The organism is Paenibacillus sp. EKM206P (assembly GCF_011066155.1).
Taxonomy (GTDB): Bacteria; Bacillota; Bacilli; order Paenibacillales; family Paenibacillaceae; genus Paenibacillus; species Paenibacillus polymyxa_D.
The window spans coordinates 61,833-76,747 of record NZ_JAAMNQ010000012.1 but is presented as its reverse complement, the minus strand read 5'-3'; the positions used below and the strand labels follow the sequence as shown (position 1 = coordinate 76,747).

Sequence of the window (14,915 nt, the reverse complement as noted above, 5' to 3'; positions counted from 1 at the left end):
CAAACCCGCCTCTGCTCGTGGGTTTGGAGGCTATTTTATTGGAATCCAACGATTTGTGGAAAACTTTTCTATATATTCTTCGTCTATTGATAAGGAGATATTCCCCAAGGCGTTATTTAACCTTATATACATTGATGAAGAAATGAGGAAAAACGCATGAAAAGACGTACTCTGTTAATCAGTATGATCGCGCTGTTATTGTTCAGCTCCAGTGCATGGGGGGCCGGTGATGAATCGGCGTCCCGTATTCGCTCCTATGATTCCGGGAGTCTGATTCAATCCGATGGGAGCTTGTGGTTATGGGGCTATAATCAATCCGTACCGACTCGTGTAGAGGATAAGCCAAACGTTGTAAGAACATTTTCGAATATAATCCAGGAAGGCGATCTGATATTTACCTTACAAGATCATTCCGCCTGGTATGTGCCAAGAAACAACATTTCTGAATCCGTGAAATTCATTTCTCTGGAAGGACTACCAAACATCATAAACGTGCGTATTATGAATGATCATGTGCTCGCCCTAAACGCCGAAGGAACCGTATTATCCGCTGATCGAATCGAAAATGGTGGCAACTTTGCTCCTTTTCAAACCCTATCCGGCATCGAAAATGTTACAGAATTGGATAGTTACTATGAAAAAAGACCGCAATATGAGGAACGCTGGATCTTCTTGAAGAAGGACGGAAGTGTATGGAAAAATACAAGGTCCTTGCAGGGCTTCGAGCTTGTTCCATCATTAAAGGATATTACTGCTGTCTCCAAAAACATAGCCTTAAAGAAAGACGGTACTGTATGGACATGGCCCAAAGAATTTGATAAAAATGTAACTCCGTCCGAAACTTTATCCGTATCGCAGATTCAAGCCTTATCGGACATCAAAATAATTAAGACCAATGGAAGTTCCAATCTCGCGATTGATCGACAAGGACGGTTATGGTTCTGGGGTGAAACGGTCACAGGTTACTCAGATAATACAACCTATCACAATGAAAATACCCCTGTGCTATTATCAGGAGTAAAAGATGTTAAAGACGCCTTTTTCGCCGAACGCTCCATACTCGCCCTCACCACAGCTGGGAATGTATATGTTGCGTCTCTAGATGGTGAAAAGTTACCATCCAACGCCCCCTTTACATTGCTTGCTAAAAATATTCAAAGTATCAAAGCAGGTCCACGGCACGTAATCATGCAAAAAGCAGATGGGGCCTTATGGGGCTGGGGTGTCAACAAACACGCGCAGCTAGGTATAGGAGACTATGAGTTTCTGTATAGTTCACCAGTTCCTGTACAAAAACCGATTCTTGTCCGTCTCAATGGTTCGCCTGTCTCTCTGAGTAATGGTGTCATTACCCGCAACGGGCAAGCGTTTATTCCCCTTCGTTCTGTTTTTGATAAACTGGGGGCCGAGATCGCTTATGATTTCAACAGCAAAATAGCAAAAATAGATCAGTCCAAGGCAGAAGATCACCCTGTCTTTCTAGAAATAAATTTCAAAACCAGCCAAGCAAAAGTGAACGGTAAGGCTGTAAAGCTTACCAATCCGCCCTTCATGGTGAATGGTATTGGTTATCTTCCATTAAGGCTGATCAGCGAAACGCTGGGGGCCAAGGTAGATTGGATACAAAAAGAAGATACTATTGAAATTACGACAAAATAGTAAATCAAAAACCAGTCCAAACATGATTCATGTTGGACTGGTTTTTAATGCTATATACTGTGTATAATATGCGATCTCTTATCTATTTCAACAATTTGTTATAGCGCAGAATCTGCTTATTGTTTAGCTTTATTCTCTTTTTCTCTTTCGACCAGCATATCTACGATCATATCAATCTGTCCTGTAATAGCGATTGGATCATAGCGATAATACGTATCAAAATCGTTAAAGAACACTCTATTGTTCTTCACCGCAGGAAGATTCCCCCATACAGCGGACGACTTCAGTTGCTTGAGCGCGTCACCCTTTTTCTCCGGGTCATACGTAGTCAGGAACATATAATCTGCGTCATACTGCGGCAATACCTCCATCGAAAGCTGTACCGTTTGTTCCTTGGAGTTCACTGTTTTCTTTGGCATGTTCAGTTTGAGCGCATTGTATACGGCTTGTCCGCCGCGACCCGCATTGTCGCCAAAGATCCAAAGTGCGTGCTTGTCCGTCAGCTCATACAGACCGAAAGTTGCCTTTTCGTCAATCACACCTTTAAGACGTGCGCGACCTTCAGCGGCCTTTTTATCAAATGCAGCAATAAATTGCTCAGCCTTCTCCTTTTCCCCGGTGATATCGCCGAACAACTTGACCGTATCATAAAAATTAGTCGTCGTGCCGTACGGAATATACAGGGTAGGCGCAATTTTAGACAAAGCCTCATAATTCGTATCCTTCATAACCACGATCAGATCGGGTTTGAGTTCCAACGTCTTTTCCAAATTGGTCGGATCACCCACCTCTTTGGTTCCTTGTTCCTTCAGCAAATCGGTCAGAAAAGGATTTTGAAACGCAGTTGGCTCTACACCCACCACGTTAGCACCCACGGACAGCAATTCTCCACCGTAAAAATCCGTTACAATGCGCTGTGGCTTGGTCGGAATTTGAATATCCCCTTTAACCGTTTTAAAGCTTCTCGTCTTTCCAGTAGAAGCCGACTCTTGCTTATCTCCTGAAGATGAAGCCGGATTACTTCCATTATTATTTCCGCCGCAAGCGCTGATGAATACAGACAATACAAGTAACATAGCTGTCATCATAAAATACGATTTTCTTTTCAACTGATTAGCCCCCTATATATTGCGCAGATGATCTTCCAATACATATGATAATGATTATCAATATCGTAAGAAATATATCAAGCGTCGTCCTTGCTGTCAACTGAAAAACGAACTTTGCACATTCCTTTTTAATAAACCAAAAGACCTGCCAAAATGATGGCCAGGTCTTTTTCGTGGAGCCGTCTTCAAAAACCTACACATTGGGGCTAGGTTGCTGAAGACTGCTTTCTGGTGATCGCTGTTTTGTTTTATATTCTTCTCCCCAATCTTTCATCAAGTTAATAATCGGTATGAGCGTTTTCCCGAATTCGGTGAGAGAGTATTCAACCTTAGGCGGAACCTGCTGGTATACTTCACGGTGAACGACACCATCCTCTTCCAGCTCGCGCAATTGGAGTGTCAGCATACGCTGGGTGATCCCCGGACATATCCGCCGAAAATCACTAAATCGCTTAGTCCCATACATGAGATGATATAAAATAATTCCTTTCCATTTGCCCCCAATCACGTCCAGCGTGAACTCAACTGGACACGCCTGATCATTCCCAGCGGTACATTCCCCAAAGCCGCCTTTCCGATTGCGCATAGGCTTTTCTCCTCCTTAGTATCATTTTATATACTACAGCACATTAATGTGCGTACTTCAAAAACGATCATGTATATTCTAATATTAAGCATGTCACTTGGTAAGCGTCAATTTTAATCACATCCATAAGGAGTGGAATAACGATGGAAACCTTAGCTACTACTAAAGATCAAATCTTATCTGCATACGAGTTCAGACATGCAACGAAGGAATTCGATAGTCATAAGAAAATTAGCGATTCTGACTTCGACTTTATTCTTGAAACCGGTCGTTTATCTCCAAGCTCGTTTGGCTTTGAACCTTGGAAATTTGTTGTCGTTCAGAGTAAAGCTATGCGTGAGAAGCTACTGCCTTACTCTTGGGGGGCCCAAAAACAACTGCCAACAGCCAGCCATTTTGTACTCATCCTCTCTAGACTTCCTGAAGATATGATAGCCTCCTCCGATTATATCAAGAGTATGATGGAGAACGTGCAGCAATTACCAGCTGAAGTGATGCAAGGCAAAGAGAAAGTATATGACGCCTTCCTAAAATCAGATTTTGCGCTGGAGGAAAACAAAAGAGCCTTGTTCGAGTGGGGCTGCCGACAAACCTACATCGCACTGGGCAACATGATGACTGCCGCAGCTCAAATCGGCATTGATTCCTGCCCTATCGAAGGTTTTAATAAACAGGAAATCGAACGCATCCTCTCTGAAGAAGGCATTATGGATGCCAAGCATTTCGGTATTTCTTGTATGGTGGCATTTGGCTACCGTCTCAACGAGCCGCGTGGCAAAACTCGGCGATCTGTAGATCAGGTTATTGAGTGGGTGTAAAACCTTTTCTCTAAAACAAGGGGGTGTCCCCACAGCCATTTCGATGGCTGTGGGGACACCCCCTTTTCATAAAACCTCAGCTCTTAACTCTTTCCAATTACTTACTGATAATTTACTTCTTCTGCAAAGTAAATATCCTTCAAACGATCCTTTACGCGTTGAATTTCATCCGCTGTTAAAGGAGCCGTTGGACATAGCTTGAAGTTCCTTCCGGTGACATAGCTTACGTCCGTGTGACCATCCAAGTTGTAGTCCATCTTCGGAACCGGTTTTCGGGTATAATCGGTAAAGTCAATAATGGACCATGCCGCATCTCCATCCTCTTTGGATAAAATAATCCGCTGTGAGGCATTTTCGGTCCACAAATAGCGCAGATTTGCTGGTGAATTATTGGAATCCATAGCCGTCTTAATACCTGAGCCTCTAAACATGAGCGTAAACTCCGTATGATCATTATTGGATCCTGCTACCGATTCATAAATCTGTTTCAGCCCGTCCACGCCTACAATCTCAACCTTGCGATCAACAGGGAAGTGGTTCACAAAATTCTCCCATATTGGAGCCATGTTATGGGTGTTGGCAAGTGCGTTGATGTCCAAAATAATGGACAAGTAGTTTACCGTATTTATACGTTGATAAGGGTTATCCAAATATTGCTGTACTATATACAGTTGTGGTGCTGCATCCGTCTCAGTCACATATGGGTCAAGCGGATGAAGAGTCCAGCGTGAGGAATCTTTCGTATAGCGTGATCCAATCGGATCAATCGTAACCGAGTTCATGAATACGGTACCGCTATTATCTGCAAGTCCCTGTGCGGGAACAATCGGATTGTCCTTATGGGACCAGTAAGGCATCAATGGAGAGCCCTCACCATACATACCGTTGACATTATATTGTGTAGCCGACCATCCCATCGCGGATGTAATCCGATAGTGATCTTTAAGCCATTGAGTCTGTTCGGGATTCACCGTAAAGCTGGTCAATGATTTCGGCAGATACTTCCGATATTGGTCTGTATCCATGCTTTCAAACACAGATGGTGATCCCATTGTACCGGATTGGTGCAGCTCATTGAATGCATTATAACGATACATATACAACCACTCATCCATCTTTGCTTCCCAAATAGGAAACTTCAACTGGTTCGGATACCCATCCAACATTCCGACTTCGTCGTCATATTGATCAACGTATGCCAAAACCTGTCTAAGCTGCGGGCGATTTGCTTCTACAAAAACAAATCCGTTTTCCATCGCCCACGTCACTTTGATATTAGGACCAAAGTGGTCCATCAGCAATTGACGCGCTTGCTTGATTTGATCTACCGTCGTCGCGCTTCCCTGCAGCATGATGGAGACAGCAAAGTATTGCTTTTTGCGTTCCCCGGGTTCTACCGTTAATTCCGCATCAGATGTGAAGTGAACCCCTTGAGATGGCGACTCAACCGTGATCTTTAATGGAATGACCGAGTTTACTACCGGAATCAAATGCAGGTTGGCAATCTTTCCATCCTCATCAAATATTCCTCTGGAATCCTCTACCCGAAGTATCAAGTCTGAGGGCAGCAATCCAGGAGCTATAACCTCTCCATTAGCATTATGAAATACGTAGGACATATTCCAAGCAGCAGGATCTAAAGTAGCAGCCTCTGAAATGGTATACGTAGCCAAGTATACGGACCTGATTACGTTCGGTGGCTCTGCCGGCGGAGTCTTCCCTTTCACGATTAGCTTGGCCTGAGCTGTAAGGACCTGATAAGGTTTGGCAACGGTGACCTTCATTTCTACAGGAATGAAGCTGTCCGCAACCGGAATATTTTCGGGATGTGCAATTTTCCCTTGTTCATCAAAAATACCTAACCCATCACTAAATGTGTACGTAACACTTGTGACGCTGGCAGCAGGAATGCTTACGGGTCGCCCTTTATTGTAGAGCTGAAAAGATAGCTGATACGAAGGGTATGTCTCCGGTTGATTTACCAGCTCCTGCGCCTTGATTACGACCTCATCTACCAGAAAATCCGAAGAATGATCCGGTGGATCTACCGGAATTACTGGTGGTTTGGGTTTAGGTCCCGGCGGTGTCACCGACGGTTCCGGCTTCGGTTCTGGTGGTGTCACCGGAGATGCTGGTGAATCAGGGCTTGGGCGATGCCTTTTAGGCTCCTCGACTTCCGAATTCACAGGTTGTTGACTAATTTCCGGTGTCACATCGACCTCGATCTTCTTCGATTCTTGTTGGCTGGTCGTCTGAGGCATCGTTGCAGTTCCATCTCCTAATGACCCTAGCAAACGCTTGGCACGTTCTCTCAGACCGTCACCGCCTAACCATATTCGATAAGCAACCAGCGTGGCATCCTGCCGTCTCACAGACTCTTTAGGATGGAAATAGTGATTCGTATCTCCCTCGATCAGTTCCAGCCGTTCCATCAGCCATACGCTCGTTTGTGCATAATCTGATATATCAGATTGATCCACAAAACTGGATATACCAGCCGATCGGGTATCTTCAGTAACACCAAAATAGCGGGCATACCAAACGGCCATATCCTGACGAGTCATATTGTGCTTGGCACCGAATAATTGATCACTAATTCCTTTCGTAATGCTCTCTTCCTGTAAGGCCTGTACATAAGGTAGAGCCCATGGTGACACATCACGAAAAGAAGTTACGCCTCTGTTATTCGATGTTCGCTTTAAGGTTTTAGCGAAAATGCTTGCCCATTCCTGTCGCGAGATAAAATGTAAAGGTCGAAAGCTCCCATCCTGATAACCCGTAACATAACCTTGAGCAGCCATGGCCTCAATCGCATCAGCTGCATAGGAATGTTCGATATCGTTAAAGGCTCTGTCCGCAAAAACAGGCGCACTATGTATACAGAACAACCAGACAGCCAGTAAACCAGCCATGTAATGCCTAATTTGTTTTAACTTTTTTTCATAATTCATTATTCGGAATCATTACACCTCCTTTACTAGATAGCACTGAGCCACTTTCGCCTGTACTTTCATATCAACTTTGAAAATTAGTCTCTCTTGTTTTCAATCGGTTTTTCATTACTGTTAACACCAAACTGTATATACTTGAATTATCGGAATAATCTCCCTAGGATTGAATAAAGCCAGTAAAAAAAGTAGTTTTGGCAATCTACTATCCTGTTTATTCACCATCTTTTTTTAAGCCGTAATTCCCTATCACTAAACAATGGTTTTCATTGGTAATTAAATATTTATCATCTTTTTGTGTTACTATGTTGATCCCGTATACAAATAAAAAAAGAGATAACATCTGTATCCGCATTCGCTTGAAGAATACAAAATGTTATCTCGTTCTCGTGTACATATATACTTATAAAATCCTGTCTGCTGTTTTAATTCTCTTTAAACTCAGAACCCTTATAAACATAAAAGTAGCCGTTTAAAGCCCCATTTTGTGGATAGGCAGCAGGATCTTTGCCTTTTATTTGACCAACCAACTCTCGATTTATAAACGCAGGGGGGCCTTCCTCAACTAGCGCTTCAGCAGACATTCCAGTGATTGATTTTACTGTGTTGGACCAGAATGTAACTAAGTAGACATCGTCAGCATTAAAATGATAGCGTCCTTCACTTGGAGTTCCCTCATAAAACAGCTCTGCCAAAGAAGCTGCCTCAGACCCTCTCATAAAAATTCGAATCTCATCGGTTCCGTTCCATGTATGAGGAACTCCACCTTTTGGATTAACGTATTCTACAGTTTCTGGCTCCTTGTCGCTAATAAAATCAACAACTGCATATTTATAAACCTCATCTGTTACACTCTTGGTTGCAATTTCAGTTGTTTTCTCTGTTCTATAGCCACTGAACTTTCCATACACATTCGGGGTTTTGCCAATAGCAGCTAAGGCCTTTTCCTGATCCATGAATCCGGCTCTTCCAGCTACTGGTGTCAGCCTGTACGTCTTGATTTCAGTCCCCTTGTACTGATCCCAAGTGTATTCGTAATAATATTTCGCATAAGATACTCCACTGTTCCAGCCTACGGATAACAGCATGAGAATACCTATCATGAATACTAACGGCCATTTTTTCAACTTCATACCCTCAACCTCTTTTCTCCAAGTACACTCAAATCATCATTAGCATTATAGCTTTTCAATAAATCTATCGACAGTTAAATATTAGAAGAAAGTGTGGATAAATTATGTCCTTGATAATTTACTATTTGCCTGTGTTTTACTGATCGGTTGCAGCTTTGAGACGTTTTTCCATTTCTGTAGACACCATAATGTTTAATAGCCCCATAAGATTATTGGTCTCATCTCTTGCTTTTTGATAGGCCGCAGCGAAGGCTTTTTCATTCGCGGCAGGGTTTTTAATGTCACTTAGTTTCTTCCACTCGGGCTTAACGCGTTGATCGTACATATCGTACAAGCTGATGTCTGTAGGTGTCTGGGCAACAGGCATCATAGACTCAAATTTCGAGGCAACCTTAAAAAATCCCAGCGTATTTTGGACCGATGGACTAGAATAATCATGCGTCTTCATCGCTTCTTCTAAAATATGAAGTCCCTCTCGTGACAAATAGAGCATTTTGACGAGTCCTCTTTCAGTATTAGAGGTTTCCTCCCACTTCTTGTAGGACTCACCTGGAGCAACTCCCTCTGTAAAAAAATTATAAGCTTCATGAATAAATTCATCTGTATTCAGGTGGATGGGTTCTTCTGTATATAAATTCACGACAGAATCACTGTAATTTGCAATGTTTACATGTTTCCCAGTTGGATCGGAAACCCGCCGAATCGGATGATCCTGCACTCGTACCAGTCCATAACGATCGGCAAAGGTAAGAAGCTGCTCCTGCGTCGTATTTAACCCTATTTGTCCTGCTGGCTGATCGGGTTTCGCTGCTTCTTTAGCCACGTCGGAATACGTCTTTCCATTACTTTTTGTAGCTTGGTCTGTAGTATTGCTCACAACACCATCCACACCAGCCTGTTCCGCATTGTCCGCCTTGGCATTCTGGGTAGTCGTAGTGGTTGCCGTTGCTGCTCCAGTCGTAGATTCACCTTCAATTTGCTTCTTGGAGTCACCGCATGCGGTCAGCATAGCAGTTAAACTTATTACAGCAGTCAACAAAATAATATACGCTTTTGCCTTCATCAGTATCTTCCTCATTTCCTTATGTATCATTCTTTCGTGGTTTGATAGTAGACTTCAATAATATGGAATTAATCTTATCAAAAATAAAAATGAGAGAATACTGGACCATACTCCTGATTATCTTCGATGATTCTATAGTAATTCGTTGTTTTCTGAACTAAAGTCGTGGCTCTCAACCTACATAATGGGCAAATTGCCCGTTGACTTTCGGAATACTTGATCCTCGGTACTACTCCTGCCTGTTCAAGTTACATCATATTTGGTTCCTAGTTTTCTAAAACCGATCGTGCTGTTTTAAATCAGTAGGTTGTAGTAAATCGAATATTACAAACGAAAGCACCTGTAATTCATATAGAAATGGATGAATTACAGATGCTTATCTATTAGTTAGTAATGAGACTCCCTATTTTATTGTTTTTATGAATATTTTCCGTTCCGGCATCCAATGCAGTTTTGTAATATGAGCATTTATGTTCAATAACTTCCATTGTTTTTTTAAGTTCTTCCATTTGTGCTTCTACAGTTGCTTTTCGTTCCATAAACATGTCATATCTTTGTTGTAGTGTGGAATCCCCACCAGAACACCAATCAATGAAATTTTTAATTTCTTTGATCGGCATCCCGGTGGATTTTAGACATTCAATTATTTTTAAAGCGTCGATATCGGATTCTTTAAATAATCTTGTTCCGCTAGATGTCCGTTCTACAAAAGGCATAAGTCCCTCTTTGTCGTAGTAACGCAAAGCGTATGCTGTAAGATTCAATTCTTTTGCAACTTCGCTGATAGAATACGTCTTCATCATGTATCTCCTATTCTTAATGACATAGACTTCGAGTTAACTCTATGATATAAGGGGGATTCTATCAAGGTATTTGTAGAATGTCAAAGTCCCCTTATAGGAAAAGTAGAATCAGATGCTATCTAACGAAATATAATTAGCAAGAAAACAACATTACTGAATAGACGCTTATAAACCTGCGCTTGACTTAGAGTTAACTATAAGGATTAACATTGATTTGCAAGAGAAAAAGTATAAATGGAAATGAATGAAGGGGAACTTCAACCGACTTCAGCTAGTTTTCAATTTATACCGATATAACTGCATTCTCTTGAAAAATAAAAATAATTGGAGGCTATTTATGATAACTGCTAAAGCACGAGCTGTCGATGGCCCAGACAAACCGTTTCGATCGGCTGAAATTAAACGACGGGATCTTGATTCACACGATGTTCTGATTGAAATTAAATATGCCGGCATATGCCATTCTGACATCCACACTGCTCACGGCGAATGGGGCCCAGTGAACTACCCTCTCGTACCTGGACATGAAATTGCAGGGATTGTCACGGAGGTAGGATCTGAGGTTACAAAGTACAGCGTTGGTGACCGGGTAGGGGTTGGCTGTATGGTTGATTCCTGTGGCGAATGTGAGAACTGTCGTAAAGGAGAGGAACAATACTGCCTTAAAGGAAATGTCCCTACCTATGCTGGTGTTGACAAATACGGCGAGCCTACACAAGGCGGATATTCTACCCACATTGTCGTAACTGAGGATTTTGTAGTGAAAATTCCAGATAACATTGAGCTTGACGTGGCTGCTCCATTACTTTGTGCAGGTATTACGACTTATTCACCGTTGAACCGCTGGGGTGCTGGTCCAGATAAAAAAGTGGCCGTTGTGGGAATGGGAGGCCTTGGTCATATGGCTATCAAGATTGCACATGCTATGGGTGCTGAGGTAACCGTTCTATCCCAAACATTAAAGAAAAAAGATGATGGCTTGCAATTTGGTGCGGACCACTATTATGCTACAAGCGAACCAGAAACATTTAAAAAACTTGCTGGGCACTTTGATTTGATCATTAACACGGTAAGTGCTGCCATCGATATGGATGCTTATTTTGCACTACTCAATCTAGACGGAACTTTGGTGAATGTCGGTGCCCCTGGGGAGCCGTTGTCACTAAATGTGATGTCCCTTATCGGACATCGCCGTTCATTTGCTGGTTCAATGATAGGAGGCATCCGTGAGACACAGGAAATGTTGGATTTTTGTGCAAAACACAATATTGTTCCTAAAATTGAAGTAATTTCGGCCGACCAGATTGACGAAGCCTACAAACGAGTGTTAGCTTCTGATGTGAAGTATAGATTCGTGATTGACATTAGCACAATGTAAGCTATGTAAATCATAAGTTGTACAAGTGATTTTAATTGTGAAGGTGTCCCCAAAGTATTACTTGGGACACCTTCACTTTATTCTGTGTACCATCCTATTGTCCATTTCCTCTTTTTGTATTTATTTGTAATCCAAAGATTCCACCCTTAGAATATAATACATTAGGAATAAATAGGAAGGTGGAACTTATCTATGTTTAAGAAAATGGATATTTACAAAATCCTCACTTTAATATTTGCTGTAGTTGTTATGATCTCTTCCTCTTTATCACTCGCATACCCAAACACCTACGAGGATTTGTACAAAGTCTCACAATTTTTTCTAGGGTTTATATTTTTATTTTCGGGAATTACAGAGTTTAAGGCTAACCGTAAGAGTATGGCAATAATCAACTTCTCCATTTTCGTTCTCACTTTTTTTGTATTTGTATTTACACTTGTAGTGCGAACTGGATAACCACACGGTTCTATACCTCAGTAACAACCTTTCCATAGCCCCTCCCTCGTCATGTAAAAGAAAAGCCGAGCGAACTCAGGTCATCTGAATTGCGCTCGGCAAATGTTACGTATTTAGCAATCTTTTAGTTTTCCTCTAATTCTTCAATTCTCTGCCGCTTTCCTATGCCAAAGACAAAATATCCAACAATAACGATCGCCATGAATGTTGCCCCGACAATCAACGACAAGCGTGTGTCTGGATTAAACCACATTCCAACGATCACAAGCAACAAAAAGACAATGGTGATGTAATTACTGATTGGAAAAAAACGAGATTTAAAGGTGTGATCCTTCATTTCATCCTTCCACTTTTTCCTGAATTTAAATTGACTGATGGCTAATGCAAACCACGGTACCATGCCTGGAAGAACACTGGCGCTGTAAATATACAGAAACAGTTTGGAATCAGGCATTAAATAGTTAAATAACACCCCTACCAGTAGCAAGGAAATGGTCGTTATTATACTATTTCTAGGGACGCCGCTTGGAGAAACTTTCCCAAAGAACTTAGGAGCTTGTCCGTTCTTAGCCAATGTATATAACATTCTGCCCGCACTGTAAATACCACTGTTACAACCAGACATCGCAGCTGTAAGTACAACAAAGTTAATGATACCCGCAGCAGCCACAATTCCTACCTTGGCAAAAGTCAGAACAAATGGACTACCGATCTCGCCTATTTGGTTCCAAGGATAAATCGTAACAATGACAAAGATTGCACCCACGTAGAAAATCAGAATACGCCAGATGATGTTTTTAATGGCTTTTCGCAGTGTCATTTTCGGATTTTCTGCTTCACCTGCCGTAATACCCACCATCTCTATCCCTTGGTAAGCCGCTGTTACAATGCAGAGTGCAAATAGAAACCCTTTCAAACCACCTGCAAAGAAGCCGCCCTGGCTGTACAGATTGGATAGACCTATCGGTTGTCCACCGTTACCGAGGCCAAAGAAGATCATCCCCGTACCCACTACTAGCATGAAGATAATGGCGACAATTTTAATCATCGCAAACCAAAACTCAAATTCCCCATAAAATTTCACAGCCGCCAAATTGGCCAATGCAATAATAATTACACCTGCCAAAGCCGGCAACCATTGCGGGATATCCGGGAACCAGTAGCCCACATATACCCCAATCGCAGTGACTTCTGCCATCCCTACGGTAACCCATAAAAACCAATAGCTCCAGGCGGTCAAGAAACCGGCTAAAGGGCTGATATATTTATGAGCAAATGTAGCGAATGAGCCTGTCACCGGTTCAAGAATCAGCATTTCCCCCATGATCCGCATGACAAAAAACATAATAATCCCAGCTAAGAGATAAGCCAACAGTACTGAGGGACCTGCCCATTTTATCGTACTTGCCGACCCCATAAACAAACCGACGCCAATCGTGCCTCCAAGCGCAATCAACTCAACGTGCCGTGGCTTTAGCCCTCTCGTTAATTGTTTCGATTCCAAAAGAACGCTCCCCTTCGTATATGTTCATCATCAAACGCTAATGATCCGGAAAACTGCCCCCAAACATTATTAATTTTTCAGACTGACGTGGTCGTGAGTGAACGACTACAAAGTAGTTCCACGATTCTTAAATATACAAGGAAACCACGTCCTATTTACCGTCCAAACCTTACTGTTTCTAAGACCGAGTCCGTAGCATTAGATGCATTGTATGACAAAAAACGCCTAAATACAACTGCTAATTAACAGACATATTTAGGCATGAAATGGAAAGGAATGTGATTCACGTTTTCTGAACAATGGTCAATTTAATGCGATGCATTAGAGTACTAAACACAACTAGTTTTTCAATGATAAATATCACGATATTAAGCCTATGTATTTATTTAAGATTTTTTATAAAATTTTTCTGATCCTTGGTAAACATATAGCCACGTCGTTCATAGAACCTGTGGGCCTGTATCCGACTTGGGTGAGATAACAGTTTGATCCCGGAAAATCCATGGGACTTTCCCCACTGTTCAAGACGCTCAATCAACATGCTACCTACACCTTGATTTCTATACTTTTCTTTAACAACAAATCCTAGTATATTCACCAGAGATTCAGAAAAAAGTAATTCATGTGGGCTTCCATGAATATATCCTAATACCTCGTTGTTTTCTTCATAAACAAAGATCATATCTTTTGATTCCTTTATAATCCTTTCAATTTTCTCTTTTACTTTTACTTCAGGAAATAGATATAGATCGGGATTAAAGTCTTGGTTTAACAAATAAATATCATGATAATCAGTTGCCCTAATTTCCCTAACATTTTTTTCTTTCACTTTTGAAATGCCCCCTATTTTCATCATCCGATGCTTTATGTCGAATCATTACTCCTCGCAATCTTGACCGTTAAAACAATTCAGCATACCAATAAACGCTTCAAGTTTGGAATTCTCCCATGTTGAAATACGTTGATAAAACTCATTTTCTTTTTCTTTTAAAGCTTCTAGGGCTTTTTCACGACCATTAGCTGTCAGGGATATTAACACTCCCCGACGATCCTCAGGGTGAGTTTCACTTTTTACATAATTCAAGTGTTTAAGCTGAGTAACAAGTCGGCTGACAGAGCTTCGATCCATAGCGGTGGATTCCGCCAAAAATGTAGCGCTTGCCGGACCGTACGAAAGAAGGCAGCGTACGATCAGAAAAGCCGCAGGTTGTAATGATGGATCGAAAAGTGCCGCTGTTCTTACATTGAGTGCATGTGACGCGCTTATAAGTGCATTAAGTTGTTCACCAAGATTCAGTTCTAATTGCTCTCTTGTAGAATTTGAATGTTGAGTTTTATGATCCATATGTCTCCACCTTATTTGAATGAGTTCGAATATATTTGACATATATCAATTAAAATACATATACTTGATATATATCAATCATATTTTCGGCTTTGATAAGTGTCAAGCAGAAG

Annotated in this window: 12 protein-coding genes; 3 read left to right on the top strand and 9 right to left on the bottom strand. The window is 41.7% G+C overall.

All coding sequences use genetic code 11. The features are described 5' to 3' along the window. Positions 1–156 precede the first annotated feature (156 nt). On the top strand, positions 157–1,659 hold the full coding sequence (locus G9G53_RS20765) for a stalk domain-containing protein (protein WP_165149975.1): 1,503 nt from the start codon (positions 157–159) through the stop codon (positions 1,657–1,659). A gap of 116 nt (positions 1,660–1,775) precedes the next feature. On the opposite strand, the gene G9G53_RS20760 is transcribed toward G9G53_RS20765, so the two are convergent. Then, complete coding sequence (locus G9G53_RS20760) at positions 1,776–2,768, bottom strand: ABC transporter substrate-binding protein (RefSeq protein ID WP_185156373.1); 993 nt, start codon at positions 2,766–2,768, stop codon at positions 1,776–1,778. A gap of 193 nt (positions 2,769–2,961) precedes the next feature. Next, the gene (locus G9G53_RS20755; RefSeq protein ID WP_068938572.1) at positions 2,962–3,354 is read right to left on the bottom strand and encodes a winged helix-turn-helix transcriptional regulator; all 393 of its coding nucleotides are present in this window, start codon (positions 3,352–3,354) and stop codon (positions 2,962–2,964) included. 143 nt (positions 3,355–3,497) lie between these two features. Here G9G53_RS20755 and G9G53_RS20750 point away from each other — a divergent pair, with 143 nt between their 5' ends. Then, entirely contained in the window at positions 3,498–4,172 is a 675-nt protein-coding gene (locus G9G53_RS20750; protein ID WP_029517631.1) for an NAD(P)H-dependent oxidoreductase, read from the top strand. A 101-nt stretch (positions 4,173–4,273) separates the two neighbouring features. On the opposite strand, the gene G9G53_RS20745 is transcribed toward G9G53_RS20750, so the two are convergent. From G9G53_RS20745 to G9G53_RS20730, 4 genes are all read right to left on the bottom strand, one after another. After that, positions 4,274–7,123 carry an S-layer homology domain-containing protein gene (locus G9G53_RS20745; RefSeq protein WP_165149973.1) on the bottom strand — a complete coding sequence of 950 codons (2,850 nt, stop codon included), beginning with the start codon at positions 7,121–7,123 and terminating at the stop codon, positions 4,274–4,276. 422 nt (positions 7,124–7,545) lie between these two features. Continuing rightward, a complete protein-coding gene (locus G9G53_RS20740) occupies positions 7,546–8,253 on the bottom strand; it encodes a hypothetical protein (protein ID WP_029517090.1) in 708 nt (235 codons plus the stop codon). A 136-nt stretch (positions 8,254–8,389) separates the two neighbouring features. Then, a complete protein-coding gene (locus G9G53_RS20735; protein WP_165149971.1) occupies positions 8,390–9,316 on the bottom strand; it encodes a hypothetical protein in 927 nt (308 codons plus the stop codon). Between the two features lie 383 nt (positions 9,317–9,699). After that, positions 9,700–10,116 (bottom strand): MerR family transcriptional regulator, encoded by a 417-nt coding sequence (locus tag G9G53_RS20730; protein ID WP_029517092.1) that lies wholly within the window; start codon positions 10,114–10,116, stop codon positions 9,700–9,702. Between the two features lie 340 nt (positions 10,117–10,456). Between G9G53_RS20730 and G9G53_RS20725 the strand changes: the two genes are divergently transcribed. Continuing rightward, positions 10,457–11,497 (top strand): NAD(P)-dependent alcohol dehydrogenase, encoded by a 1,041-nt coding sequence (locus G9G53_RS20725; protein WP_029517093.1) that lies wholly within the window; start codon positions 10,457–10,459, stop codon positions 11,495–11,497. A gap of 580 nt (positions 11,498–12,077) precedes the next feature. On the opposite strand, the gene G9G53_RS20720 is transcribed toward G9G53_RS20725, so the two are convergent. The 3 genes from G9G53_RS20720 to G9G53_RS20710 all read right to left on the bottom strand — a co-directional run bounded on the left by G9G53_RS20720 (position 12,078) and on the right by G9G53_RS20710 (position 14,802). Continuing rightward, entirely contained in the window at positions 12,078–13,457 is a 1,380-nt protein-coding gene (locus tag G9G53_RS20720; RefSeq protein ID WP_061831603.1) for an amino acid permease, read from the bottom strand. A 382-nt stretch (positions 13,458–13,839) separates the two neighbouring features. Beyond that, entirely contained in the window at positions 13,840–14,286 is a 447-nt protein-coding gene (locus G9G53_RS20715; protein WP_165149969.1) for a GNAT family N-acetyltransferase, read from the bottom strand. A 48-nt stretch (positions 14,287–14,334) separates the two neighbouring features. Further along, positions 14,335–14,802 carry a MarR family winged helix-turn-helix transcriptional regulator gene (locus G9G53_RS20710; protein WP_029517097.1) on the bottom strand — a complete coding sequence of 156 codons (468 nt, stop codon included), beginning with the start codon at positions 14,800–14,802 and terminating at the stop codon, positions 14,335–14,337. Positions 14,803–14,915: the final 113 nt, after the last annotated feature.